This is a genomic window from Flagellimonas sp. CMM7, from assembly GCF_021390195.1.
In the GTDB taxonomy this organism is placed as follows: domain Bacteria; phylum Bacteroidota; class Bacteroidia; order Flavobacteriales; family Flavobacteriaceae; genus Flagellimonas.
The window spans coordinates 4173516-4198847 of record NZ_CP090003.1 but is presented as its reverse complement, the minus strand read 5'-3'; the positions used below and the strand labels follow the sequence as shown (position 1 = coordinate 4198847).

General features: G+C 36.3%; 24 protein-coding genes. 7 read left to right on the top strand and 17 right to left on the bottom strand.

Annotated elements, in window-relative coordinates; genetic code table 11:
* Positions 1 to 10: 10 nt before the first annotated feature.
* The 4 genes from LV704_RS19060 to uvrA all read right to left on the bottom strand — a co-directional run bounded on the left by LV704_RS19060 (position 11) and on the right by uvrA (position 5642).
* Positions 11 to 1258, bottom strand: a complete 1248-nt coding sequence (locus LV704_RS19060) for a hypothetical protein (protein ID WP_163422096.1) — start codon at positions 1256 to 1258, stop codon at positions 11 to 13.
* A gap of 232 nt (positions 1259 to 1490) precedes the next feature.
* A complete protein-coding gene (locus LV704_RS19055) occupies positions 1491 to 2174 on the bottom strand; it encodes a hypothetical protein (protein WP_163422097.1) in 684 nt (227 codons plus the stop codon).
* A gap of 72 nt (positions 2175 to 2246) precedes the next feature.
* Positions 2247 to 2828, bottom strand: a complete 582-nt coding sequence (locus tag LV704_RS19050) for a Crp/Fnr family transcriptional regulator (RefSeq protein ID WP_163422098.1) — start codon at positions 2826 to 2828, stop codon at positions 2247 to 2249.
* A 36-nt stretch (positions 2829 to 2864) separates the two neighbouring features.
* A complete protein-coding gene (gene uvrA, locus LV704_RS19045; RefSeq protein ID WP_163422099.1) occupies positions 2865 to 5642 on the bottom strand; it encodes an excinuclease ABC subunit UvrA in 2778 nt (925 codons plus the stop codon).
* Positions 5643 to 5889: 247 nt separating this feature from the next.
* Between uvrA and LV704_RS19040 the strand changes: the two genes are divergently transcribed.
* Positions 5890 to 6471, top strand: a complete 582-nt coding sequence (locus LV704_RS19040) for an RNA polymerase sigma factor (protein ID WP_163422100.1) — start codon at positions 5890 to 5892, stop codon at positions 6469 to 6471.
* Positions 6472 to 6719: 248 nt separating this feature from the next.
* Here LV704_RS19040 and nth read toward each other — a convergent pair whose 3' ends face one another.
* The gene (gene nth, locus LV704_RS19035) at positions 6720 to 7382 is read right to left on the bottom strand and encodes an endonuclease III (RefSeq protein WP_163422101.1); all 663 of its coding nucleotides are present in this window, start codon (positions 7380 to 7382) and stop codon (positions 6720 to 6722) included.
* A 55-nt stretch (positions 7383 to 7437) separates the two neighbouring features.
* On the opposite strand from nth, the gene bcp reads away from it, so the two are divergent.
* Positions 7438 to 7890, top strand: a complete 453-nt coding sequence (gene bcp, locus LV704_RS19030; RefSeq protein ID WP_163422102.1) for a thioredoxin-dependent thiol peroxidase — start codon at positions 7438 to 7440, stop codon at positions 7888 to 7890.
* A gap of 73 nt (positions 7891 to 7963) precedes the next feature.
* On the opposite strand, the gene LV704_RS19025 is transcribed toward bcp, so the two are convergent.
* Positions 7964 to 9415 carry a TonB-dependent receptor gene (locus LV704_RS19025; RefSeq protein WP_163422103.1) on the bottom strand — a complete coding sequence of 484 codons (1452 nt, stop codon included), beginning with the start codon at positions 9413 to 9415 and terminating at the stop codon, positions 7964 to 7966.
* An 87-nt stretch (positions 9416 to 9502) separates the two neighbouring features.
* Between LV704_RS19025 and LV704_RS19020 the strand changes: the two genes are divergently transcribed.
* A complete protein-coding gene (locus tag LV704_RS19020; RefSeq protein WP_163422896.1) occupies positions 9503 to 10267 on the top strand; it encodes an MBL fold metallo-hydrolase in 765 nt (254 codons plus the stop codon).
* A gap of 5 nt (positions 10268 to 10272) precedes the next feature.
* Positions 10273 to 10767 (top strand): hydrolase, encoded by a 495-nt coding sequence (locus LV704_RS19015; protein ID WP_163422104.1) that lies wholly within the window; start codon positions 10273 to 10275, stop codon positions 10765 to 10767.
* Here the strand turns inward: LV704_RS19015 and LV704_RS19010 are convergent.
* The 10 genes from LV704_RS19010 to LV704_RS18965 form a co-directional block, all read right to left on the bottom strand.
* Complete coding sequence (locus LV704_RS19010; RefSeq protein ID WP_163422105.1) at positions 10764 to 11423, bottom strand: alpha/beta hydrolase; 660 nt, start codon at positions 11421 to 11423, stop codon at positions 10764 to 10766. The two genes, LV704_RS19015 and LV704_RS19010, sit on opposite strands and share 4 nt — an antisense overlap.
* A 9-nt stretch (positions 11424 to 11432) precedes the next feature.
* Positions 11433 to 11756: a hypothetical protein gene (locus tag LV704_RS19005; RefSeq protein WP_163422106.1), complete on the bottom strand. Its 324-nt coding sequence runs from the start codon at positions 11754 to 11756 to the stop codon at positions 11433 to 11435.
* 4 nt (positions 11757 to 11760) lie between these two features.
* Complete coding sequence (locus LV704_RS19000; protein ID WP_163422107.1) at positions 11761 to 13014, bottom strand: dihydroorotase family protein; 1254 nt, start codon at positions 13012 to 13014, stop codon at positions 11761 to 11763.
* The gene (locus LV704_RS18995; RefSeq protein WP_163422108.1) at positions 13011 to 14933 is read right to left on the bottom strand and encodes a BatA domain-containing protein; all 1923 of its coding nucleotides are present in this window, start codon (positions 14931 to 14933) and stop codon (positions 13011 to 13013) included. Before LV704_RS18995 ends, LV704_RS19000 begins: the two co-directional genes overlap by 4 nt.
* Before the next feature lie 101 nt (positions 14934 to 15034).
* A complete protein-coding gene (locus tag LV704_RS18990; protein WP_163422109.1) occupies positions 15035 to 16042 on the bottom strand; it encodes a glycosyltransferase in 1008 nt (335 codons plus the stop codon).
* A gap of 8 nt (positions 16043 to 16050) precedes the next feature.
* Positions 16051 to 16464 (bottom strand): hypothetical protein, encoded by a 414-nt coding sequence (locus tag LV704_RS18985; protein WP_163422110.1) that lies wholly within the window; start codon positions 16462 to 16464, stop codon positions 16051 to 16053.
* A 6-nt stretch (positions 16465 to 16470) separates the two neighbouring features.
* Positions 16471 to 17178 carry an SGNH/GDSL hydrolase family protein gene (locus LV704_RS18980; RefSeq protein WP_163422111.1) on the bottom strand — a complete coding sequence of 236 codons (708 nt, stop codon included), beginning with the start codon at positions 17176 to 17178 and terminating at the stop codon, positions 16471 to 16473.
* Between the two features lie 33 nt (positions 17179 to 17211).
* Entirely contained in the window at positions 17212 to 17475 is a 264-nt protein-coding gene (locus LV704_RS18975) for a hypothetical protein (protein ID WP_163422112.1), read from the bottom strand.
* Positions 17476 to 17533: 58 nt separating this feature from the next.
* Complete coding sequence (locus tag LV704_RS18970) at positions 17534 to 18115, bottom strand: hypothetical protein (RefSeq protein ID WP_163422113.1); 582 nt, start codon at positions 18113 to 18115, stop codon at positions 17534 to 17536.
* 9 nt (positions 18116 to 18124) lie between these two features.
* Complete coding sequence (locus tag LV704_RS18965; RefSeq protein ID WP_163422114.1) at positions 18125 to 19612, bottom strand: S10 family peptidase; 1488 nt, start codon at positions 19610 to 19612, stop codon at positions 18125 to 18127.
* A 139-nt stretch (positions 19613 to 19751) separates the two neighbouring features.
* Between LV704_RS18965 and LV704_RS18960 the strand changes: the two genes are divergently transcribed.
* From LV704_RS18960 to LV704_RS18950, 3 genes are all read left to right on the top strand, one after another.
* Positions 19752 to 20888, top strand: coding sequence for a Gfo/Idh/MocA family protein (locus LV704_RS18960; RefSeq protein WP_163422115.1), 1137 nt, complete (start codon positions 19752 to 19754; stop codon positions 20886 to 20888).
* Positions 20889 to 21104: 216 nt separating this feature from the next.
* Complete coding sequence (locus LV704_RS18955) at positions 21105 to 22673, top strand: hypothetical protein (protein ID WP_163422116.1); 1569 nt, start codon at positions 21105 to 21107, stop codon at positions 22671 to 22673.
* A gap of 72 nt (positions 22674 to 22745) precedes the next feature.
* On the top strand, positions 22746 to 24569 hold the full coding sequence (locus LV704_RS18950) for a cytochrome-c peroxidase (RefSeq protein WP_163422117.1): 1824 nt from the start codon (positions 22746 to 22748) through the stop codon (positions 24567 to 24569).
* Here the strand turns inward: LV704_RS18950 and LV704_RS18945 are convergent.
* Positions 24566 to 25330 carry a TIGR02757 family protein gene (locus tag LV704_RS18945; protein ID WP_163422118.1) on the bottom strand — a complete coding sequence of 255 codons (765 nt, stop codon included), beginning with the start codon at positions 25328 to 25330 and terminating at the stop codon, positions 24566 to 24568. The two genes, LV704_RS18950 and LV704_RS18945, sit on opposite strands and share 4 nt — an antisense overlap.
* Between the last annotated feature and the right edge of the window lie 2 nt (positions 25331 to 25332).

The following is a 25332-nucleotide window of genomic DNA, read 5'->3' as shown; positions in this document are numbered from 1 at the left end:
AAAACTATCTTTATTGCACTCTTCTGGAACTTCTTGTCCTAGTGCCTGAATTACTACTTCTTCTTTTTGAACTTGTGTTTCCAGAACTTCTTTTTACTGTTGTCTTAGTACTTCTGGATACGGTTCTTTTGGGTGCACTACTTCTACTTGCAACCAATCTACTAGTACTTTTTCTAGCTTGCGGTTTTTTATAAGTATTAGTTGTGCTTCGGGTAACCGTTTTGCTTCTTGGGCTTGTGGTTACTTCTCGCTTGGTTACAGTTCTACTGTTCGGCTTTCGCGTCACCAGTCTTTGAGTAACCGTTCTACTAGTGTTATTGCTTCTTGAGGCAACATTTCCTCTTCTATATTCACTCTGTTTCACTGTTCTATTGGTGCCAGTATTTCTTTTTACACTGTTATTAGAACGGCTTACAGCATTTCCTTTTCTATAGTTACCTTGATCAACAGATCTTCTTGTAGAAGTATTTCTACTCACTCTTCTTGTATCCGATCTATAATCGTTACGATTTACCGATCTGTTGGTTCTACCATAATTATCATTTCTTCTTACACTATTGTTTCGTTGCGAAACTCTTCTGTCATTTCTATAGATATTGTCTCTTCTATGCCTTCTATCGTTTCTATATGTTTTACCATAAGATGCGTAAGATCTTCTAAAGTTGTTTCTGTATGGTCTATAATACGTATATCTTACAGGGTTGTAATATCTTCTATATGGTCTGTTATAAACATTACAAAACGATACTGCCGGTCTTGCAAAATACCTATGAAAAGGTCTGTACACATAATGTCTGTTATAGATGTTGATGAATCCTGTATGGTGACTAAATACACCACCATTGTAAAAAACGTTCAATCCACCAAGTCTACGCACACGACCGTTTCTGTACCATACATCAATACTACCTATTTGTGATACACGTCCGTAATGGTCATAATAAACGGGGATGTTTTCTACTTGTACTACAGAACCGTAATCATCATATTGAACAAAAGGGTTGTAGTTATATCCTGAGTTAAATGTTAAACCAACATTCCCAACACGGGCATTGACACCAACATTTACTTGATTGTCTATGTAAAAATCGAATTCTCCATCGGGATATACAGAAAACGTAATTCCATTTTCTACAAAAATGAAAGAGTTTCCGTATCTATAAGCATTGCTGATGGCAACCTTATCTTCTATGGTGGTAGCTTTGATACTTGGAGTACCTAAAAGAACCGCTGCAAAAATGAGTACTAAATGTTTCATACTATAAGGTTTTAAATTCCGAATGCAATTATTTACATCCCGACAAGTAAATACCAAACAGCGTGCCAAAAAAAAATATTTAAATTAACTATTTGATTATTAGTTAGTTATTTTCTAAATGATTTAAGCTCTTTTAATTGCTGACGTAATTATAAGATTGATTATGGTGAATTAAATGAAAGAAGAGTTTGGTTTAATACCCATTTGACTTAGACCGAGTCCAATCTTTTTTTTACATTTTTTCGGGAACAGGTAATAACAGCTGCCTAATACTTGCCAAATGCGAAAACAGTACAATAGGCACAATTACTGCGGGCAACCATACAAATGGGAAATACGCTACACCTATATTGGGTTGGTCAAACGCCAATTTCTGAAAAGGGGTTTGAGCACTTAGAAGGGCTATGGTAAGGATGTTCAATAAAAGTAATAAACAGACGATGTTCCAAAGTAGCAGACCTTTTTTGCCTATCCACCCTTTTACAAAAAACACATAATAAATTATGGGAGCCGTAATTCCTGAGATAATATCATAATTGTAGCCTTCAAAGGTCATGAGTTCGGGGATTAATCCATCTAAAAAGATAGCAAACAGGACAAACTCAACCGGAACTCTAACCATATGAAGCAGTGTTAACCATTTTAAATCTAAACCATCCACAAACCTACGTCCATCTCGCAATAGGAAAACAGCTAGGACAAATAAGATTGCCGGACCAATTAAAAAAACAAATCGTGGCGGAAAAGCTTCTACATTTCTGTAAAATCCTGAAATTCCCAGTATGCCCGTGATTATCATCCAGATGGTAATACCCGCTATCATTTTTATGTTCTTTGATGCTTTGAAAAGAAACCACAGTGTAATTATGGTGGTCAACAGAAAAACTATAGAGGTATATATTGATGATTCAGCCATTTGTATAAAGTTTATAACACAAATTTCAGTTGAACTTTGTACAAATCACTTGACAAATGGCAAGAAATGATACTATTGTAGATTTCTTCTAAGTCTGCTCAACGTGCTATCTGTTACACCAAGATATGAGGCAATATGTTTTAATTGAGCATATTTCAAAATCTTGGGATTAGCAGTCAATAATCCTCGATATCGTTCTTCAGCCGTTTTGTTGATCATGGCGTAACTTCTTTTTTTGGAAGCGATAAAACCCTTCACCAGGACGGCACGGCCAAAATCACGAAAAGCATGTTTATTATGAAAAAGGGCGTTGAGTTCTTCGTAAGAAATTCGATAGCCAGTACATTCTGTCACTGCTTGAACATTAACTTCTGAACGGACACGATTGAAAAAACAAGTAACATCAAAGACAATATTGTTTTCAACAAAAAAATCGGTTGTTATTTCATTGCCTTCCAAATCATATAAAAATGTACGCATCAAGCCTTTTTCTAAATAGAAGTAGTCATCACTTATTTGGTTTTCCCTTACCAGAAATTCACCTTTGTTCAATTTCTTATGTTGAAAACTGGCCACAATTTCCTGAGCCTCCTTTTTGGGAATGGCAACAGTATCAAGGATAAACGTTAACAAAGGATTTATTTCTTCTGGCATATCGTATTGAAAACCGTTATCAGAATAGTATATATGTTATAGTTTTTCTGACAAGTACTTTGCTGTATGGGAATCTTTATTTTGAACCAATTCTTCTGGAGTGCCTTCTGCCAACAAATGTCCTCCGTTCTCCCCACCTTCTGGACCAAGATCAATGATATAGTCAGCACACTTTATCAATTCAATATTGTGTTCTATCACAATAACGGAATGCCCTTTACCAATAAGCTCATCAAAAGATTTCAGCAGTTTTTTAATGTCATGAAAATGTAGCCCCGTTGTAGGTTCATCAAAAATGAACAATGCTTTTTCCTTAGTATTTCCCTTTACCAGAAAAGAAGCCAATTTAATACGTTGTGCTTCGCCACCGGAAAGAGTAGAGGAGGACTGCCCTAGGGTAACATAACCCAAACCAACATCTTGTAATGGCTGTAGTTTGTTTACAATCTTATCTTGGGTGTGGGCCTTAAAATGCGCAATAGCTTCGTCAATGGTCAGGTTTAAGATGTCATCAATGCTTTTACCTTCAAACTGGACCTCAAGGATTTCTTTTTTGAAACGTTTTCCAGCACAGACATCGCATTCTAAATGTACATCCGCCATAAACTGCATTTCTACTGTAATCTCACCTTCGCCCTTACATTTCTCACAACGTCCTCCATCAACATTAAAAGAAAAGTGCTTGGGTTGATAACCTCTTAACTTACTTAGTCTTTGCGAAGAGAAAAGATTACGGATATCATCATAGGCCTTTATATAGGTAACCGGATTAGATCTGGAAGAACGACCGATAGGATTTTGATCTACAAACTCCACATGTTTTATATGGCTGTATTTCCCTTCTATTTTAGTAAACTGACCAGCTTTTTCGCCATAACCACCTACTTCTTTTAAAATGGTGGGGTACAATATTTTTTTTACCAAAGTACTTTTTCCACTTCCGGAAACCCCGGTTACCACGGTAAGTACATTTAAGGGAAAGGTAGCGTCAATGTTTTTAAGGTTGTTCTCTCGTGCTCCCTTTATTTGAATATAATGTTTGGAATTTCTACGTTCTGAAGGTACTGTTATTTCCTTGGTACCATTTAAGTAATCCGCTGTTAGAGAATTGGATGTCAGAATTTGATCTAGGCTTCCTGTAGCAACTACCTCACCGCCCAAGGTTCCTGCTTCGGGACCTATATCTATAACTTCATCAGCGGCTTTCATGATATCTTCGTCATGCTCAACCACAATAACGGTATTTCCCAAATCCCGAAGAGACAATAATACGTCAATAAGATTTTCGGTATCCTTTGGGTGCAAACCAATACTGGGTTCATCTAAAATGTACATGGACCCCACCAGACTACTTCCTAGAGATGTGGCTAAATTGATACGCTGACTTTCTCCACCGGATAGGGTATTAGATTTTCTGTTTAACGTTAGATAGCTCAACCCCACTTTACTTAAGAAATCCAGTCGGGTGGTAATTTCCTTTAATAATCTTTTAGCAATGGTATTATCATGTTCAGAAAGTTGTAATTCTTCAAAGAACGGGGTTAACTTTTTTATTGGGAGCTCAATTAAATCAGAAATAGAGTATCCGCCTACTTTTACATAGTTGGCTTCTTCTCGTAATCGTTTTCCTTTACAAACGGAACATTTGGTCTTTCCCCGGTAACGGGAAAGCATTACTCTATTCTGAATTTTATAGCTTTTTTCTTCTAGTTGTTGAAAAAATGCGTGTATACCTGTAAAGTGTTCATTACCGTCCCATACCAACTGTTTTTGTTTCTCTGTCAACTCAAACCAAGGTTTATGAATTGGAAAATCGAATTTGTATGCTGCGTTTACCAATTGATCTCTATACCATCCCATACTTTCTCCTCGCCAAGGGAAAACTGCATTTTCAAAAACTGATAACGCTGTATTTGGAATGACTAGATCTTCATCAATTCCAATTACATCACCATAACCTTCACATTTGGGGCAAGCTCCATATGGGTTGTTAAAGCTGAAGAGGTGTACATTGGGTTCTAAAAATTTTATTCCGTCTAATTCAAATTGATTGCTGAAAGTTTTGGTTTCGCCACTTTCCAAGCTTTCAATAGCACATTTACCATTGCCTTCAAAGAATGCATTGTCCACCGCATTGCCCAGACGATTGTAAAAATCTTCATCATCTTTTACAATGACTCTGTCCACAACCAAATCAAAATTTCTACCAATGGATGCGGGAGCATTATCTATTCGTAAAACTTCTCCTTTATATTTAATACGTGCATACCCTTGCTTAGAGAAAAGTTCCAAAGATTTTATTGGATCTCTTTCTTCCTTAGTAGTTATAGGTGCCAAGAGCAATAACTTGGTACCTACTTCTAAAGGTTTTATATAATTGATAACATCGGTAACCGTATTCTTTTTAACCTCTTTGCCCGAAACTGGGGATATGGTCTTACCAATACGGGCATATAGCAATTTTAAGTAGTCATAGATTTCTGTTGTAGTCCCTACGGTTGATCTTGGATTTGTAGAATTAACTTTTTGCTCTATGGCTATGGCAGGTGCTATACCTTTTATATAGTCTACTTTTGGTTTGTCCAATTTTCCTAAGAACTGCCTGGCATATGAAGAAAGGCTCTCCACATAGCGCCTTTGGCCTTCTGCATATAGTGTGTCAAAAGCAAGGCTAGACTTGCCAGAACCCGAAAGCCCAGTAATGACCACCAGCTTATTTCTAGGAATTACAACATCTATATTCTTTAAATTGTGCAGTTTAGCCCCTTTAATAATAATATTACGTTTGGGATCCACATTCTTGATAAGGGTCATATGTTAAAATTTGCGTTTCAAAGATACGCTACACCCACTTAATACGTATATTGTATCAGTTGACATCTAAAAATGCCCAAATCACAACATTGTTTTTTACTGGGCACACTGTTTTTCTATATTTGATGTGTAATTAAAAACCTGATAGGCCTATACAGAAATAATTACTTTTTTAAAATTAAGCTAATAACTAAAGTCTTTCTTAACAGAAGGGAGGCTCCTAATTTTAACCAAAAAAGTAATTTGTATGGAACTACAGATTGAAGACTCGATATTAGTAAAGAATTATATTGCCGGTGAAGAAAAGGCTCTTGAAGTTTTAATCAACAGGCATAACCAAAGAATTTCCAGTTTTATTTATTCTAAAGTAATGGACAGGGATGTTGCAGAGGACATCTTTCAAGATACTTTTATTAAAGTAATTAAAACGCTAAAGAGAGGTTCTTATAGTGAAGAAGGTAAATTTTTACCATGGGTAATGCGTATTGCACACAACCTAATCATTGACCACTTCCGTAAGAATAAAAGAATGCCCAAGTTTGAGGGTAGTGATGATTTCAATATCTTCTCGGTTATTAGAGATGAAAAGCTAAATGCTGAGAAACAAATCATCAAAGATCAAATTGACAGTGATCTAACCTTTTTGATTGATGAATTACCTGAAGATCAGAAAGAGGTGTTGTTGATGAGGATCTATAAGGATATGAGTTTTAAAGAAATATCCGAAAATACAGGAGTGAGCATCAATACAGCTTTAGGAAGAATGCGATATGCTCTAATCAACCTAAGAAAGATAGTTGAGCGTAATAATATCGTTTTAACGAATTAATATGCATTAGGTCGAACACAGCAATATTTCCATTTTAGCGGCGTTATCTAATTGTAACATTAATGCTAGAATATGGAAAACATTTACTCTGAAGAACAAAAAGCCGTTAGATCGGTAAAAGCTAGACGAGAAACGATTGATTTCTTGCTGAGCTACTCTAAATCGATTCAAGTAGTTGATTACAAAAAACACAAATTTGAAGTTACGTTGAATTAACAACTTCATAAAAAGACCAAAAAGAGGCGCAATTAGCGGCTCTTTTTGGTTTTGTAGTATTCATCAAGCACGGTTTTTCGGCCTATCGTCTTTGTAATGATATCTTTATCCATATCCCATCCTCTTGCGGGAGAATATTCCCGGCCATACCAAATTATTTGAAGATGTAGTTTATTCCAGATCTCTTTGGGAAACAACCTTTTGGCATCTTTTTCAGTTTGCACTACATTTTTACCATTGGTAAACCCCCAACGATACATAAGTCTATGGATATGGGTATCTACTGGAAAAGCGGGAATTCCGAATGCTTGGGAAACCACTACACTGGCGGTTTTATGCCCCACAGCTGGAAATTCTTCCAATAGCTCAATTTCCTGTGGCACTTTTCCATCATATTTTTCAATTAATATTTTGGACAGCCCATGAATACCTTTAGACTTCATAGGGGAGAGGCCCACGGGTCTTATGATATCTCGTATTTCATCGACAGAGAGCTTTACCATATCATATGGATTATCGGCCCTTTCAAAAAGTAGCGGCGTGATTTTATTTACACGAACATCCGTGCTTTGCGCAGATAGGAGTACAGCGACCAACAAGGTATATGGGTCTTTATGGTCCAGTGGTACTGGGATTGTAGGATAAAGTTCATCCAACGTCTTAATCGTGAAATTAATTTTGTCTTGTTTATTCATTTTTGTTTAACTTTATCAAAAATAAATTAAACAATAAGTTAAAGATTGAATACATATGAATATGCTAAAAGTGGGTGATAAAGTACCTGAATTTTCTTCAAAAGACCAAAGTGGAAACACTATTAATCTTAGCGATTATAAAGGAAAAAAATTAGTCATCTTTTTCTATCCCCGTGCCAATACTCCAGGTTGTACAGCGGAGGCTTGTAACTTGAGGGATAATTACAAACTTTTACAGGAACAAGGGTATGAAATTATAGGCGTAAGCGAAGATTCTCAGAAAAAACAAACAAATTTTAGGGATAAATATGCCTTTCAATATCCATTGCTGGCAGATGAAGACCATACGGTAATAGAAACTTTTGGTGTATGGGGACCTAAAAAGTTTATGGGTAGGGAATATGATGGGTTACATAGAACCACTTTCGTAATTGATGGAGAAGGGGTAATTGAAAAAGTGATCGAAAAAGTAAAGACGAAAGATCACGCTGCACAACTTTTAAACTAAACACTAACTATACCTAAAAAAACAGCACCTCCACATATGGAAAGTGCTGTTTTTTGTTATAATAAAAATGTCTTTAGGCTTTTTCTGATAACAACTTTCTAGTAAAAAGTTGCTTCTCTTTAATCATCTCGGCAATACCTTCAGGTAACATTTCTTCCCATCCGTCCTCACCCGTAGTAATTCGTTTTAATACTTCTCTAGAGAAAATATCCATGATATCTGGATCATAATCTATAATGTCCATTACCTTCCCATTATATTTAAAGAATTTGTAAAGCTCCTTCATCCTTGGGTGTACCTTTACATTATTACTGGTCATAATTTGTCCAGTGGCAACATCTTTCATAGGGTATAAGTATACCTTCAAATCCTTAAAGAATAATTTTCCAAAGGCCTCTAGAATACCACCACTTAAATCACGATAGTACTTTTCATCGAAAACATCAACCAAATTGTTGACCCCCATGGTAAGGCCAATTTTTGCCTTGGTATAATTATTAAAGTATTCTACAAGTTTGTAATACTCTTGGAATTTAGAAATGAGTACGGTATGTCCCAATGAACTTAAAAGCTCTGCCCGGTCCATAAAATCCTGCTCATCAATTTCTCCAGAAGCTTTAAGGTTTGAGAGAGTAATTTCAAAAACTACAATCGTATTTTCATATTCCACGGTTTGTTCTCGTATAAAAATGTCATACGATTTTTGGAACATGTCCATGTTCACCTTGGTTACAGGCCTAAAACTACCTCTTAAAGCTAAAATGTTCTTTTTGTAAAGTACCGAAGCTGGTAATAGGTTATTTCCATCTGGTCCAAACATCACGGCATCCGTCATGTCATTTCTAATAAGCTGTAGACTCATTAGTCTATTATCTACTTCTTTAAAATGAGGTCCCGTAAAATTGACCATATCAATTTCTATGGTGTCTTTATCAATATGATCGTATAGATATTTTAATAATTTCTTTGGCTTGTGATATTTAAAAAATGCTCCATAAATAAGGTTAACCCCTAATGTGCCCAATGTTTCTTGTTGTAACCTTGCTTCAGTTTGTTTGAATCGAATATGCAGAACAATCTCATCATATTCCTTTTGTTTTGGGTCCAATTGGAACCGAATGCCTATCCAACCATGTCCTTTATAGCGTTTGGAAAAATCAATGGTAGCTACTGTATTTGCGAAGGAAAAGAATAAGTAGTCCTTGTTGTTCTCTCTGCTAATCCGTTCTTCTACTAACCGCATTTCATGAGCCAACATCCGTTTTAATCGTGCCTGGGTTACATACCTGCCATCCTCTTCAACACCATAGATAGCATCACTAAAAGATTTATCATAGGCACTCATCGCTTTTGCTATAGTACCAGAAGCACCCCCGGCCCTAAAAAATTGCCGTGCGGTTTCTTGACCGGCACCAATTTCAGCAAAAGTGCCGTAGATATTAGGGTTTAAATTGATTCTTAGTGTTTTGGCCTTTATAGAAGGAATATTTTCAAAAGGATTTTGGTTGCTTTTAGCAGTGGACATAACCGGTATTTTATAGAAACAAAGTTACACTCTTCATCAAATCTATTAAATAAATAAGTTATAATTTTGATTTTAATGGATGATATGATGACCATTACATTTTTAGGAACAGGAACCTCTCAAGGAATTCCTGTAATTGGAAGTGATCATCCAGTGTGTTTAAGCAAGGATCCTAGAGATAAAAGACTTAGGGTTTCTGTGCTGATTTCATGGAAGAATTTTAACTATGTAATAGATTGTGGGCCAGATTTTAGACAACAAATGTTAACAAATTCGGTTACTAAGTTAAATGGTATTCTCTTTACCCATGAGCACGCAGATCATACAGCAGGAATTGATGATATTAGACCTTTTTTCTTTAGACAAGGTGATATTCCTATTTATGCACACAAGAGGGTAATTGACTCTCTCAACAGACGATTTGATTATATTTTTGCTGATGAAAACAGATATCCTGGAGCGCCGGCTGTAAAAGTCACACAAGTTATCAATAATAAAAACATTGAATTGGGTGGTTTAAAGGTGATTCCCATTGAGGCCTATCACAATCGTCTTCAAGTTTTTGGATATCGTTTTGGTGATTTTGTGTACCTAACAGATGTAAAAAGTGTTGAAGAAGCTGAAATAGAAAAAATAATGGGAGCAAAGGTGTTGGTTGTCAATGCACTGAGAGAAGAGCCTCACCATTCGCATTTTAATTTAGAAGAAGCACTTGCCTTTGCAGAAAAGGTTGGTGCGGAAAAAACATACTTTACACATATTAGCCATATGCTGGGTTTTCATGAAGAAGTGGAGAAAAAACTTCCAAGGAATGTATTTTTGGCTTATGATAATTTAAAATTGAAGATTTAAGAATAATGAAAAATAAGATTTTCCTTTACCTTTTTGTATTTGCAGCGTTAATAGTACTCTACCAATTTATAAGCGCAGGTAACTTTGAAAAAGCCGTTAACACAAATATTGGTAACCTAAAGAAAGAAGTGGCTGAACTAAAAGATTCACTTCAGCAATCTCAGTTGAAAATACTGGACATTCAATACTTCTCATTGGAGAACAATGATGATGCTTTGGCGTATTATGATCACCTGAATTTAAAAGAACCTTCTCGTTACATTGAAGACAAACTATTGGAAACCAATGAGAAAAAAGGAAGTAATCCTTTAGTACCCTATGAGGGAATGGAGAGTGATTTTAAAATCAATAAAATCAAAATATTGAATCATAAATGGATTGTTGCGGATTTTTCTGATGGGAAATACTGGGGGGATTTGGTGATTAAATATGAACTCAAAGATGATTTAGGCGTTGATTTCACCTTAATGGACCACTTACTCTATGCACGCAGTAATTAAATGTGCTTAATTAACCACTCCTTGAAAGAATAGAAGTTTTGTTGAGAAACTCCATGACCAATTGGAAACTCCTCATATTTATAATTAATATTTAGGGTTTTAAGAAAGTCTGGTGTTTTTTGGGCCCATTCTAAGGGAATGACCTGATCAACCTGACCATGCGAAGCATAAATATTTAGCGAACCATGGTCTTTGGTATCATAGTCATCCAACAAAATGCTTTCGTTGATGTAACCGCTCAGTGCTACTACATTTTTTATTTTTTCAGGAAATGATAACGCGACGGAGTAACTGAGTATTGTTCCTTGACTAAAACCTAAAAGTGTAATATTTTCCCTATCTAAATTATAAACACTACTGGCCTCTTCGATAAAGGAAACTATTTTGTCTCTAGATACTTTTGCTTGTTCATCATCACTCCATTTGCCGTATTCAGCATCAAAATTAATAGCATACCATGCATGACCAAAAGGTTCAAGGTCATATGGTGCCCTAACAGAAATCACTAACAATTCTTCCGGAAGTTCAGAAGCAAATGAGAACAAATCCTCTTCGTTGCTACCATACCCGTGAAACATGAAAATTGAAGGGATTTTACCCGATTGAATGGATGAGGGACGAAGTAGGTACTCTAAAGATAATGGGGTGGGGGACATTTATCTAAATTATGAGATAAAGGTAAACCATTTTTGAAAATAGCTGCCCAAAAAAGGTACGGGTTTAGTTTTTGCATTTGATGCCTGCAAAAAACCGGACACCAAAAGTATCAAATAAAGAATATAAAGTACAAAAGGTGCATAGACCACGCCCATAAAAGTAAATACAATGGCCAAAGCATGAAAAAACACATGAATTCCAAATGCCTGACGTATATGAAAACGAGCAAAAGAATTTTTCGGTTCCAAGTTCATTGTAATAGCAATAAGACATCCCACGATTGTGATATAACTTATTACTGCGGTTGTCTTTCCTGAATTAGCCTCGCTCAAAATATTAGATTAAGATTTGGTTGTTATTGACTACGCCATATACCTGACCCCTTAATAGAAACCCTAAAAACATACTGTTTTTAGAAGTAGAGTGAATATGTTCCATATTGAAAACAGCTTCAGAATTAGGCTCAAATAAGGTTAAGCAAGCTTTTGCACCTTCTTTAAGAATGGGGGTTTCTAAACCAAAACGTTCCCGTCCTTTGGTCAAAAGAGCAATTGTATCTTCCAAGTCAAAAGTTTGGTTCAAGCTTCCAAATGCAGATTCTAATCCTATTGTTCCGTTAACGGCATTATCAAACTCCACTCTTTTATCTTCAATGTCAATGGGCATGTGGTCTGAGGTCACAAAATCAATCACCCCATCCTTTAACCCCTTAATGAGTGCCTTACAATCAGACTTAGTTCGCAAGGGAGGCATTACTTTATAATTTGTGTCAAACTCTTTTAAGTTTTCATCGGTATAAATCAAATTATGGATAGCCACACTACAACTTATATCTAGGCCATTCTTTTTGGCATTGGCAATAAGCTTTACGGAATTTGCTGTTGAAATGGTAGGTATGTGCAGTTTTCCACCCGTATATTCCAAAATAAACAAGTCCCTGACTATCTGTAGTTCTTCAGCCATAGCAGGTATTCCTTTTAGACCCAACATAGTGGAAACATCTCCTTCATGTACAATGCCCTTTCCTTTTATTTGCCCATCCTGAGGATAGGAAAATACCAGGCCATCAAAATTTTGGGCATATAGTAGGGCAATCTTTAAAAGATTTGGATTGGAAATCTGTTTTTTAAAATCATAAAAAGCAACCGCTCCCGAATTCTTCATATCAAAGAGTTCTGCCAAGTCGTTACCTTCAGAGTTTATAGTAAGGCTTCCTAAAGGATACAAGTTGGTACTATTTCCATTTGCTCTTTCCTTAAGAAAAACAATATCTGAACTTGAATCCGGTAACGGATTTGTATTAGGATTCAGTATAACATCCGTGAAACCACTTCGGCTTGCAACATCAAGACCATTGTCTATAGTTTCTCTTTCTTCAAAACCGGGTTCTCCAAAACTTATACTACTATCAAACCAACCTAATGAAACATGAAGATTTTTGCGCTCTATTGTTTTAACTCCGGAAGGTGTCTCAATAGATGCGGCAATCTTTTCAATTATCCCTTTTTTTACAAGTATGTCCCGCTTTTTTAAATGCAGTGCCTTGTTTTCAGGACAAACTATTTTTGCAGATTTCAGCAGAATGTTCATGTAACAAATTTTTGAATAATTACTTCCACAAGGGCTAGAAGCAGTGCTAAAATAACAAACCATTTCCAATATGCGGTAATGCTGCTTTCCGCTTCCAAAAATTCAAAAAGGGAAGTAATGGATTCGTGTGAGCTTTTATTTTCAATAGTATCAATATCCAAATAACTCAACGTACTCTCATCTCTTGGATAGTTAAAGCTGATGTTTTTAAGTGGGTTCCCTTCATTATTGATACCAAAAATACCGTCAACAGTTGGGGTATCACCAAAGGTCAACCTTACTTTATTTGGAAACGCTTGTTGCAAAGGAATAAATTCATAACCTTCTTTTGATACACTCAAAATATTATCACTGCCTAAACTTATAGGTATATCAATTGCATTTGTTCTTCCAAGAGTATGATACGCATCAGCCGCCTTTAAACTAAATGCCGCCATATTATAGAAAGTAGGCACAATTAAAGGCGAATTCTTAAAATTCGAGTTTTGAGTTTCTAACGAGGTGGAGAAAAAATAAAATCCATCAGCCCCAGATAAAAAGGCTTCATCTCCCTCCAAAGAAAGTATTTTGGGCGCTCTGGATTGAATCTTGAAAAATTGTTTTACGTTGGGATATTGAAAATTGTATACTTCCTTTTCAAAAACATTCTTGTACAAAGGATGCTGAAAAGAAATGTTGGTTATTTTCTTAGTAACGTTTATGTCTTCAAGAAACCGAGTGGCAAAGAAACCAGATAAAAACTGGTTGTAAGAAGTCAAATCGCTTTCAATCGAGGGAACTATAATCAATGTTCCTCCATCTTCTTTGAAAGTGCGGAGTACTTTTTGCAAACTGTTTGGAATAGCTTTCAGGTTATCTAAAATCACAACATTTTGTTGGTCCAAAACACTATAGTCCACCTGATTCAATAAATATTTATAATAAATAAACTCATCCTGGGTAAACAAGCGTTCCAAATAGTCACTATCTGAATCACTAATAGCCAAGACCTTTATTTTTTCTTTCTTGTTGATATTGAAAAAGAACTGATTATCATATCCCAAGCTATTGTCTACGATACGTAAGTGCCCGTTTAATTCCTCGTTCGATGGAACTGAAAACTCAACTTGGGCCTTTCCATTTGAATTGAAATCGGCAGAACTTTTAGCAATCAACGTTTCATTATTATACAATGATATTGGCAAGTTTTCACTATTTGACCCCCCTGATAATAGTGCTGTAAGTTTGGATTGTTCAGTCAAACCATTTTCCAAATAAGCAGAATCTATAGAAATATTTTGCACTTCTCTAGGTCGAATAGGTATATAATAGGTACTGGTGACCGAATCCAAACTATTGGTTAATGCCCCCATTCTTGTTTGAAAATCTGAAATCAAAACCAAATCTCTGGAAGTGTTGCTCGTATTGGAAAATAAGGTCCCAGCTTTTAACTGTATTTCTTCAAGATTTAATTGTTTATGAGAATAGGGCAGTGATAGTAAATTGTTTTGAATATCCTTAATCGTCACATTTTTAAATGTCCTCTCATTTGTAAAAAGACTAAAAGTACTTTCTGGGTCTATGTTTTTTATTAAATCCTGAATAGATTTTTCCATTAGCGAAAGACCATTACTTTTCGCCTGCATACTAAAAGAATCATCTAGGTATACCACAGTTTCTTTTTGCTGTAAAGCAGTTCTACTAGCAAAAAATGGCTGGGCAAAAGCAATTATTAGGGCAGTAAACAATAGTAGTCTTGTTAGCAATAACAGCCATTTTTTTAGTGTATTGCTTTTTCTGGATTCAGAAACTACTTTTTGCAGCATAGCTACATTGGTAAAAGGAGTCTTCTTAAAACGGCGTAATTGAAAAAGATGAACTAAAATGGGAATTAAAAGAAGTACTAGGGCCCAAAGGATTTCTGGATGTTTAAATTGCATTCCCAACTTTGATTGAACAAATATAGGGATTAAAACAATTTTGACTTAGAATTTATGCTGTTAAGACTTTGGTAATTTATTGAATAGAGGTAAATGCGAGTCTAGCAAAAGAAAAAATAGTCTTGCATAGATTGCTCGTGTAAGTTGTTCAGAAAACTCTTTATTTCTTTTTGAGCTTGCTGATTAGCCACTGTAATAATACTTTGAGGACTTTCCAGGTCTTTTAGAGTATTAAAATGGGCTAGTTCTTTTCCATATATCTTTTTTCCAATCTTTTGCGGATTATCACATAGCCAGATAAAATCAATATCGGCTTCCAAAAGACCTTTCGCAATGGATTTTCCCTTAAATCCGGCACCCCAAAGTACCAATGGACGCGTTTTGTCAAAATCCAACTTCAAAAAATAATGAAGTTTTATTTCCAGAAAGTAGTTTTGAGCATAATGTTCACTGGTACGGGAAGTTCTGTTATCATAATCTCGCCAAAGATGTAAAATTTCACTGCAAGGAATAACTCTTAATCCTTTTTCATAAAATCGAAAAGTAAGATCATAATCTTCAGGATACCTATTAGGTTCAAAAGCTCCGCTTAGTTCAAAGTCCTTTTTATATGTCATCCAGCAAGGAGATGGAATCACGCATTCCTTGTAAATCTCGCTGTAATTTTCGCCAACTTGAGTTAACTCATTTAACCATGCTTCGTAACGCTCATATCCATTACTGATCCCTCTCTCTGAAAAGTATTTTACTTTTCCCACCGCTACATGTCCTTCTCCATTTTCAACTAAGGATTTGACCATGACTTTGAGACGATTGGGTTTCATGATATCATCTGAATCCATTCTGGTAATAAAATCCCCTGAGCTATTTTTATAAGCCGTTCTTAAAGCAGGGATGATGCCATTGCCTTCATTTTTGAAAACTTTGATTCTTGGATCTTTTTGAGAATAAGAAGTTAGTAAATCCGAACTTCCATCATGAGAATGGTCGTTGACAGCCAGTACTTCCCAGTTAGAGTATGATTGCTCCAAAATGGAATCCAAGCATTCCGAAAGAAAGTGCAAGGTATTTTTAAAGGGAATTAGAATGCTTACCCTAGGATTTTGCATTTTGCAAATTAATCAAAAGGCAGCAAATCAGGTTCTATAAAGCTGGTTTTTGCTTCTTCATTTGAAAAGATATCCAAACCATAATGTTGATGTAAAAGTTCTTTAAAAGAAGTCTTTAGCCTTGGAAACTCTTTAATAAACGTGAAAAAATCATTGGACTCGGATTTTTTAATAAAATGATGGACCATTTTAATGGCGGCAACAGAAACGGTGGTATTGAATTTATCTCCTTTACCATGTAAATGGTCAAATAGTTTTATTTCTTGACACGTTTTAGCAGCTGCTTCCTCTACCCCATATTTGTTTATATAGAGCCATGCCAATCTTAGATGTGCTTCATGACTAAAGAGAGGAGGGGGTAGGTCTCCTTTTTCAAACAAGGCTTCAAATTCTTTATCGCTTAATTGTGAATGATCTGTCAATGATTTTTATTTGGATTTATCCAATACTTCTTTGATAGCTTTGGTTGCTAGAACTTCCATGATATCATATCCTTTCTTTGTGGGATGAACTCCATCTTCAGCCAAGTCTTTTGGAAGTCCGTTTCTTTCATCTGCCATTGCGGTAAAATAATCAAGGTAGATGATACCTTTTTGGTTGGCAACGTCTTTAAGCATTCCGTTAAGCTTTGGGATTTTAATATTTGGATTTAATCCTGGGCGCCATGCATAATCAAAAGCAGGTAGAACAGAACAAATAACCGGGCATATGCCATTTACTTCCGCTAGTTCGACCATAGAAAGTATATTGTCCTTAATCTGTTCAAGGGTCATAGGACCCGTATTTCCAGCAATATCATTTGTACCAGCAAGAATTAAAACTACTTTCGGATTTAAGTTAATTACATCTTGTCTAAAACGCAATAGCATTTGAGGGGTGGTTTGTCCGCTAATGCCTCGGTTTATATAAGCTGTACCTGAAAAAAAACCTGGATTTGCAACAGACCAACCCTCTGTTATGGAATTACCCATAAAGACAACTCTTTTTTCATGGGGTAATGGCTCGTTCAGCTCACTATTTGCCTGTTGATATTTGTTCAGATTTGACCAGTCTTGGGCTTGTGCTTTCTTGAAAAAGCTTAAAAAGGATAACGCCACTAAAATTCCTATTTTAATTTTTGGTATGGTTGATTTCATAGCTAAAAATAACAAATATAAAACCGATTCAAATTAACTGAACATTAAAAAGCCTAGACCAAAGAGTACAATTGTCAGCAAAAGAGCAAGTAACGAAATCATTTTATGTTTCTTTTTTCTTATCGCAATTTTTTCACGAATACGCCTCATATCAAAAGGAGTGGATTTTTTTAAATTTAGTTGTGTCCGCTCCTTTGTTATAAAATCCTCTCTATTGCGTAATTTTCGTTTTTTTAATAGTGCTCGATTTTGTTTTAAACTACTAATGGCACTTGCCATGCTACCTTCTCCACCCATATCATGCTTTATTTATATGTAATTTTTTGTGGAGTTTTGTTACAACTGCATTAACAAGCTATTTATTTTTAGGAGGTGTAATCATAATATGTGCTCTGTGTGTTCCAGGGTCCATCAACCATGCATGGCCAGGAGGCGTAGGTGTTGTCGGCAGTCCTGTAGATTCGCCTGTGGCAAATGGAATATAAAAGACATAGCGCACATAGCCATTCTCAATTTCTTTTGAATATGCATTAATCTCACCAGTAAATACGCACAATGTCGCCTTGTCTGGCATTTTTAATTTGCCAGATTTCACTTCTTCTTCGCGGATATCAAAAATTTCTTTAAACTCTTTTCCTTGGGTTTTAAGTGCTCTACCCCTGGCCATAAATGGATCTAAATCTTTATGGTACGCAGCTGTGGAAAACTTTTCCTTATTTGGGTCGTGAGCTAGGGCTATATAATCATTGTTACCTTCTCTAAGAGTGGTGAAATCCCCATTGCTATCATACCCATAAACCTTTGCTCCATCCTTATAATCGGTTGGAACAGCCATAAGAGCAGTTTTTATTTGCCATTCTTTAGAAGGAATTTCTTGTGATCTGCCAATCAGGGTGGCAAAAACCATAACTATACCTAAGGTTATATACTTTTTCATATCTATCTTTTAATATTTTGCGCTTTTTCCATTTGTCATGGTTCTAAGAATGAAAGATCTTATATCATCATTGGCCTTTTTTAAATCTTCGCGTCTTAGATACATCATATGGCCAGATCTATAGCCTTTGAACTCAAAACGGTCTTTCATTCGTCCACTGGGGTCAACTTGCCACATGGTATATTTAGCATTAAAATAAGTTGTAGCTCCATCGTAATAGCCAGATTGAACCAAAACATTCAAATAGGGGTTTTGAGCCATTGCCTGACGAAGATTGTCCCTAGTATGATCATCTTCATTATTCCAAGGATGCACAGGACCGAACATATTATACTTGATATCCGTTTTAAATTTCAGCTCCTCTTGAAGGTAATAGTTGATGGCGGGCGTAAAACTATGCAGCCAAGAAGTCAATTCAGCAGAATAATCAGGGCTGCCTCCAAAAAGTTGTTTATCAATTCCCAAGTAACGGCTATCCAATCTACCTACGTTATAAGCTCCTCTATCTTTCAATAGGTTTTTCCAAAAGAATTGAGTGGGAACGTCTAAATTATGGTCCAATATGTCCTTTTCCTTCAATCCAGTATAATAAGCCATTTTTTTGGCCACTTCCGAACGTTCCGCATCAGAAATAAAACCACCTTTGGCTATTGCCGGAATTAGTGTGTTAACGGTATATTCTTCGGATTCTGGCAAAATCTCCAGTAGGTCTTTGCCTTGTAATTCTGAAGGCAATACTTTATGATGCCATGCCGCCGCCGTGTAGTATGGTAAATTTAATGCGCTCGATACCGGACCACCAACTCTTATTACCTTATAATCTGCAGGAGAAACCATAATTACCCCATTTAGATACATCCATTGCTGATTTTGTAGAGCCAGGGAAAGACCCATAACCCTGGTTCCTCCATAACTTTCGCCAATAATATATTTAGGAGATCTCCAACGATTGTTTCTTGTAACAAAGGTATTCAACCACTCTGCCAGATATTTGGTGTCTGCATTTATTCCAAAAAACTTTTCTCGGTCAACTTTATCACCTGTTTCGGGAATGGTTCTGGAGTATCCTGTATTAGCCGGGTTAACATAAACAATATCTGTAACATCTAAAACAGAATAGGGGTTTTGCTTTACTCCATAAGGTTGAATAGGATAACCCTCATCATCTATTTTGAGCACTCTTGGGCCTGTATAGGCCAAGTGCATCCAAACCGACCCAGAACCAGGCCCGCCATTAAAAGAAATCAACAACGGACGTTCTGCTCTATTTTTTACATTGTTTTTAGTATAATATGTATAATGAAGAGCTGCAATCGGCTCACCCATTTCATCCCAAACAGGCTGGGTACCTGTGGTTGCCGTGTAGTTAAGACTTGTTCCATTTATAGTAACACTGTGTTGAGTGGTCACAGTAGTGTCTATTGGTAATTTTCTGTTTTGGGAGAAAGCAATTATGGTGCATAATAACATGCAAAAGGCAAGCTGATTTTTTTTCATTTTGTGTTAAATTAGTCTGGTATTAAAAATAAGTATTTTACACGACATTTTTTAAGGATTACAGGAATTGTAATGACACAAAAATGAACAACAAAACATTTTATTTTTAACTTTAATTTCTGTGTAAAAACATGATGATATGAAAAAGTTTTCTAGAAGGGATTTTAATTCAACCTTAGCTAAAGGTGTAGGAGGTGCAACTTTGATAGCAACAACACCATTGGCTTGTGCAATGGGTACTAATCAAGATAGAAAGAAGCTAGGAATTGCCCTTGTGGGACTTGGTAGTTATAGCACCTATCAATTGGCGCCGGCGTTGTTAGATACAGAATATTGTTATTTGGCAGGAATCGTTACTGGAACTCCCGAAAAAGAACAAGTGTGGGCCAATAAATATGATATTCCAAAGGAAAACGTATACAATTATCAAAATTTTGATGAGATAGCAAAGAATGACGCTATTGATGTGGTCTACGTTGTGCTTCCAAATAGTATGCACGCCGATTTTTCCATTAGAGCTGCTAAAGCAGGTAAACATGTTATTTGCGAAAAGCCTATGGCCATGAATGTAGAAGAATGTGATGCAATTATCAACGCATGTAAAAAGTATGGAGTGAAATTGGGAATTGGGTATCGATTGCATTCAGAACCCTATACAAAAGAGGTGAAACGCCTGGTAAAAAACAAAACGTTTGGAGATATAGATTATATTTCTGCTGACGCTGCTTACCGCTCCATGTCCAACCCAGAACAATGGCGTTTGAACAAAAAACTTTCTGGGGGCGGGGCGCTCATGAATATGGGAGTGTATGCCATTCAGAGTATTATTTATGGTACAGGGGAAAATCCAATTTCTGTTTCTGCCCAAGAATACAGCACCCGTCCAGAATATTTTAAGGATACAGATGAAACCATTACTGCTCAATTTGAATTTGAGAGTGGAGCAGTAGGAAGCATTATGACTTCGCATAATGTAAGAGCCAATAGACTTTTTGCATCTTGCCAAAACGGTTGGTTTGAGTTGGACCCTGCAAGTACCTACATTCCCTTAGCTGGTAGAACATCTCAAGGGAAGTTGAACTTTACCCAAGAGAGCCAACAAAAATTGCAAATGGACGACTTTGCTAAACATGTTCTGTTCAATAACCCAAACATAGCACCGGGCGAAATGGGCAAGCGGGATATGATTATTGTAGAAGCTATATACGAATCCATTTCTAGTGGTGGCCAAAAAGTCAAACTGGACTTTGCTGCACAATATGGTTTTGGCGGATAGTGATTCCATAACTATTTCATACACCACGGTCCATTCAGGGTTTCTAAAAAATGAAGTTAACATTTAGCTTAAATTTTAGGAACATTAAGTACACTTAAACTTTACAGACTAACAGTTTCTTAAAAATGGCATAATCAAATCAATATATTGAGGTAACCAAATGCTAAGGGTTCATAAATAGTTTTGGAGAATTCAACAAAACCTAAAACTAAAATTATGAATTTGAAGAAATTGTTATTTGGATTAATATTTACAATTACCATTGGGTTTGGCTTTACTAGTTGTGATGGTGAAGACGGACTGGATGGAACCAATGGTGTAGATGGAGTGGATGGTCAAGATGGCCAGGATGGGGAAGACTTTATCCCTGCTGCCATGTTTGAAAACAAATCAGAATTGGAACCTTTGGTAGCCATTCAACCTCAGTTCAATTTTGTAAAAGCGTATTCCCTAGTTAGCTCAACTGATATACTTGATGATGGATTTCAGTTTGTAGGAGCAGCAGATGGTGCTGGATTTTTAAAGGACCCCAATAGTGATGGTTACCTTTATATTGTAAATGCGGAAGACGATTATGCAGTTGCACGAATTGAATTGGATGAAAACCTGAATCCTACTGGTGGCGATTGGTTATTGAACTCTGGTGTTGCAGATTTTGCGCGTCAATGTTCAGGCACTATGTGGGAAGCTGATATACATGGTGGGGCAACCGACCTTTTTCTTTCCGCTTCTGAAAGCTTTAATTATGATGTTAAAGGGATAGATCCCTATATTGATACACCAACCCCAACCGCAGATTTTGGTTTGGATGCTTTGGGTGAATTCTCCTGGGAAAACGCAGTTCCATTACCAAAAGATGCTTACACTGGTAAAACCGTAATAATAGGTGGAGATGATGATTCCAGCGGTTCCGAAGGTCAGATAACTTTATATTATTCAGAAGAAGGGGATGCGGACCTAAACAATGGAAAGATTTACGTACTAAGACTTAAGCAAATTTCTGATGGGGCAGGAGGGGTTATGGATGTAGCTGCCTCCACAATTTACAATGAAAGTAATCTGGATTATGGAGCAACCTATGATTTTGAATTCGTGGAAATAACAGATGGTGCTTCTTTAACCAAATCTGAAATGGAGGATGCATGTGTAGCTGTTTTTGCCTCTGCATTTATGAGGGTTGAAGACGTAGACTATCAAAAAGGATCTGATGAAAACGGAAGGAATGTATTTGTTGCTGTAACCGGAAGAGGACCCGGAAGAGGTACTTATAACGACTGGGGAACAGTTTATAAGTTGGAGTTGGACGAAGCAAATCCACTTACAGGAAAATTGACGCAGATTATTTCTGGAAATACAGACACTAATAATATGGATGGAAATTTGGCAAGCTTACAAAGCCCGGATAATATTACAGTTACCGAAAACTTTGTGTATGTACAGGAAGACCCAAACTCTTTTGATAGAGGACATGCCGCATATATTTATCAATCCGATTTAGGTGGCAACAACATCAAAACGGTATTGGAATTGGTAGTTAGACAAGATCTTGATCCGAGTGGAAGTACAGGTTTAAGTGGAGAATTTGGAGCATTGGAAGATATCTCGGATAAAGTAGGTGTTCCAAATACATTCTTATTGAATCTACAGCCGCATTATTGGGAAAGTGATGATTTTAAAAATGTTGATGGTCATGATATGGAAACCAATGCAACTGCAATAGGAGCTGGTGCACGAGAGGATGATCAAGGAGGTCAAATAGTTATATTAAAAGGACTACCAAGATAAGTTTAAGTAAGACTAATGAAAAGACCTCCATAAACTTATGGAGGTCTTTCTATATTTAAAAAACTGCCAGAAATGAATCGCATATTAGTTGTTTTATTAGTTTTTAGCCTCAGCTGTAAGCAAAAGCCGAAAGAAAGCCTTATTGCATCAAGTGTAGAAAGTAAAGTTGATTGGAAACCCGTTAAGGATTATTATTTAAAGCATATTACAGACGCCATTACCGCTCTGGATGAGCTTGCAAACCTGCCAATGGCAGATGATGGTGCAAAGGCAGTATTTCAAAAAGCAAGAATCTCATTTAAAAAAGCAGAACCATATGCTTCTTATCTTAACCCTGGAGTAGGGCATAGAGCCAATGGGCCTGCACTTCCTATTGTTACCAATGATAGTCAAAAGGTATTATTGCCAGTAGGTTTACAGAAAATTGAAGAAAGTATTTATGAGGGAGAAGAAAGCGAAGAACGTTACAGGGAAGAAATTTCAATCACGGCGGGTATGTTACGGAATCTTCAAAATAGTATCCGAGATCGAGAAATTACTCCACAACGGTTCTTTATTGCCGCACACCAACAATTAATACGCATTATCAGTCTGTCCATTTCCGGTTTTGATACACCAGTGAGTCAGCTTGGTTTAAAAGAAACAATGGTTTCCTTAGAAAGTCTAAAGGAAGTCTATGGTAAAAGTATTAGACACATAATTGTAGATACAAACAAAGAACTTGACGCACAATTTCAGAATAATGTCCAAGCAGCTGTCGACTTTGTAAAATCAAACATAGACTTTGAAACTTTTGATCGTTATACCTTCATAAGAGACTATATGAACCCGATTACCCGAAATTGGGTTGCTATACGGAAAGAAAGCCAATTATGGGATGGCGTAAACAATAAACCTTTCAATTTTGATGCACCAACGTTTTTTGAAGAAGATTCGTTTAATGTTGAGTTTTTCACACCTGCCATAAATCGGAATCCTACAGAAAAAAAGATTGCATTGGGCAAGAAACTTTTTTTTGACCCCAAACTGTCCCAAAATGGAAAAATGGCCTGTGTTACATGCCATAATCCAAAAAAAGCCTGGGCAGACGGAATAGCTTTAAACTTGGATAAGAACGGAAAGTTATTGCAGCGAAATACACCAACATTGATTAATGCAGCTTTTCAACAAAGCTTCTTTTGGGATGGCAGATCACCCAACCTATTGGACCAAATAACCTCTGTATTTACCAATGATAAGGAATTTGATAGTTCTGTACATGAGTTTTCTACAGAAATTTTAGCGGACACCACATATATTCCACTATTTAAAGATGCGTATGGCGGGATCTCCGCAAGAAATACCGAAATCATTCGTGCCATATCCTCATATATTTCAACACTGAACGGGTTCAATTCCAAGTTTGATAAAAACATTCGTGGTGAGGAGGATACTTTTACAGGCGAGGAAAAATTAGGCTTTAATTTATATATGGGTAAAGCACTTTGTGCCACTTGTCATTTTATTCCGCTTACCAATGGAACCGTACCTCCATTTTTTACTGAACATGAAAAAGAAGTAATTGGTGTTCCCGAAACCGCTAGTAATAAAACATTAGATGATGATTTGGGGTTTTATTGGAGGCATAATGAGGAATTGGAAGTACATCGTGGGATGTTTAAAACTCCAACAATCAGAAATGCTGAGCTAACGGGACCGTATATGCACAATGGGGTTTATAAAAGTTTGGAAGAAGTAATCAATTTCTACAACCTCGGCGGAGGCGGTGGACTGGGTTTTGATTTACCATACCAAACGCTTCCTTTTGATAATCTACAACTATCAGAATTGGAAGAGAAAGCACTAGTGGCCTTCATAAAAACCCTTACAGATACTGAGGTAGGAGAGGTATATTAAAATTTTTCAAAAACACCAAGTCCAAAAAGGGCAAAATCATATTTAACCGGATCTTTTGGATCCATTTTTCTTAAGCTTTTATCCAGTTCAGCCAATGCTTTGGCATCGTTTTGTTTGCGTTTTAGCAGTTTTAGTTTTCGGGCAACATTACCAGAATGAACATCTAATGGACATGAAAGTTGGCTTGGGTTTAGTTGTTTCCAAATACCAAAATCTACCCCTGTATTGTTGTTTCTAACCATCCAACGTAAAAACATATTGATCCTTTTTGCAGCAGAACCTTTATTGGGATCGGAAACATGTTTCATGGTTCTGGTTAGATGTGGCAATTCAAAAAAGACTTCTTTAAATTTTGATATGGCAGATTGTAAAGAATCTTTCTCTTGTTGTTGCACAAAAACAGATTCTAGCCCATCATGGTTTGCATATATATTTTGAAGGCTTTGGATAAAATATTGTAAATCAGAGCCATTAAAAGTTCTATGAACAAAAGGAGCTAATTTTTCTAAATCTGCTTCTGTATGATTTAGAATAAAATCATGAGGTGTATTATCCAAAAGCTCCATCAATCGTGAAGCATTGTTGATAATGCTCTTTCGGTTTCCCCAAGCAATGGTAGCGGTTAAAAAACCGCTGATCTCTATATCCTCTTTTTTAGAAAAACGATGTGGAATCTGCAATGGATCCTCTTCCAGGAACTTAGGATTATTGTATTGTTCCACTTTTTCATCCAAAAAGTCTTTTAGCTCGGATTTTGTCATAG

Coding starts and splice junctions, on each gene's coding strand:
- LV704_RS19060 (WP_163422096.1), bottom strand. CDS start 1,258: ATGAAACATTTAGTACTCATTTTTGCAGCGGTTCTTTTAGGTACTCCA.
- LV704_RS19055 (WP_163422097.1), bottom strand. CDS start 2,174: ATGGCTGAATCATCAATATATACCTCTATAGTTTTTCTGTTGACCACC.
- LV704_RS19050 (WP_163422098.1), bottom strand. CDS start 2,828: ATGCCAGAAGAAATAAATCCTTTGTTAACGTTTATCCTTGATACTGTT.
- uvrA (WP_163422099.1), bottom strand. CDS start 5,642: ATGACCCTTATCAAGAATGTGGATCCCAAACGTAATATTATTATTAAA.
- LV704_RS19040 (WP_163422100.1), top strand. CDS start 5,890: ATGGAACTACAGATTGAAGACTCGATATTAGTAAAGAATTATATTGCC.
- nth (WP_163422101.1), bottom strand. CDS start 7,382: ATGAATAAACAAGACAAAATTAATTTCACGATTAAGACGTTGGATGAA.
- bcp (WP_163422102.1), top strand. CDS start 7,438: ATGAATATGCTAAAAGTGGGTGATAAAGTACCTGAATTTTCTTCAAAA.
- LV704_RS19025 (WP_163422103.1), bottom strand. CDS start 9,415: ATGTCCACTGCTAAAAGCAACCAAAATCCTTTTGAAAATATTCCTTCT.
- LV704_RS19020 (WP_163422896.1), top strand. CDS start 9,503: ATGACCATTACATTTTTAGGAACAGGAACCTCTCAAGGAATTCCTGTA.
- LV704_RS19015 (WP_163422104.1), top strand. CDS start 10,273: ATGAAAAATAAGATTTTCCTTTACCTTTTTGTATTTGCAGCGTTAATA.
- LV704_RS19010 (WP_163422105.1), bottom strand. CDS start 11,423: ATGTCCCCCACCCCATTATCTTTAGAGTACCTACTTCGTCCCTCATCC.
- LV704_RS19000 (WP_163422107.1), bottom strand. CDS start 13,014: ATGAACATTCTGCTGAAATCTGCAAAAATAGTTTGTCCTGAAAACAAG.
- LV704_RS18995 (WP_163422108.1), bottom strand. CDS start 14,933: ATGCAATTTAAACATCCAGAAATCCTTTGGGCCCTAGTACTTCTTTTA.
- LV704_RS18990 (WP_163422109.1), bottom strand. CDS start 16,042: ATGCAAAATCCTAGGGTAAGCATTCTAATTCCCTTTAAAAATACCTTG.
- LV704_RS18980 (WP_163422111.1), bottom strand. CDS start 17,178: ATGAAATCAACCATACCAAAAATTAAAATAGGAATTTTAGTGGCGTTA.
- LV704_RS18975 (WP_163422112.1), bottom strand. CDS start 17,475: ATGGGTGGAGAAGGTAGCATGGCAAGTGCCATTAGTAGTTTAAAACAA.
- LV704_RS18970 (WP_163422113.1), bottom strand. CDS start 18,115: ATGAAAAAGTATATAACCTTAGGTATAGTTATGGTTTTTGCCACCCTG.
- LV704_RS18965 (WP_163422114.1), bottom strand. CDS start 19,612: ATGAAAAAAAATCAGCTTGCCTTTTGCATGTTATTATGCACCATAATT.
- LV704_RS18960 (WP_163422115.1), top strand. CDS start 19,752: ATGAAAAAGTTTTCTAGAAGGGATTTTAATTCAACCTTAGCTAAAGGT.
- LV704_RS18955 (WP_163422116.1), top strand. CDS start 21,105: ATGAATTTGAAGAAATTGTTATTTGGATTAATATTTACAATTACCATT.
- LV704_RS18950 (WP_163422117.1), top strand. CDS start 22,746: ATGAATCGCATATTAGTTGTTTTATTAGTTTTTAGCCTCAGCTGTAAG.
- LV704_RS18945 (WP_163422118.1), bottom strand. CDS start 25,330: ATGACAAAATCCGAGCTAAAAGACTTTTTGGATGAAAAAGTGGAACAA.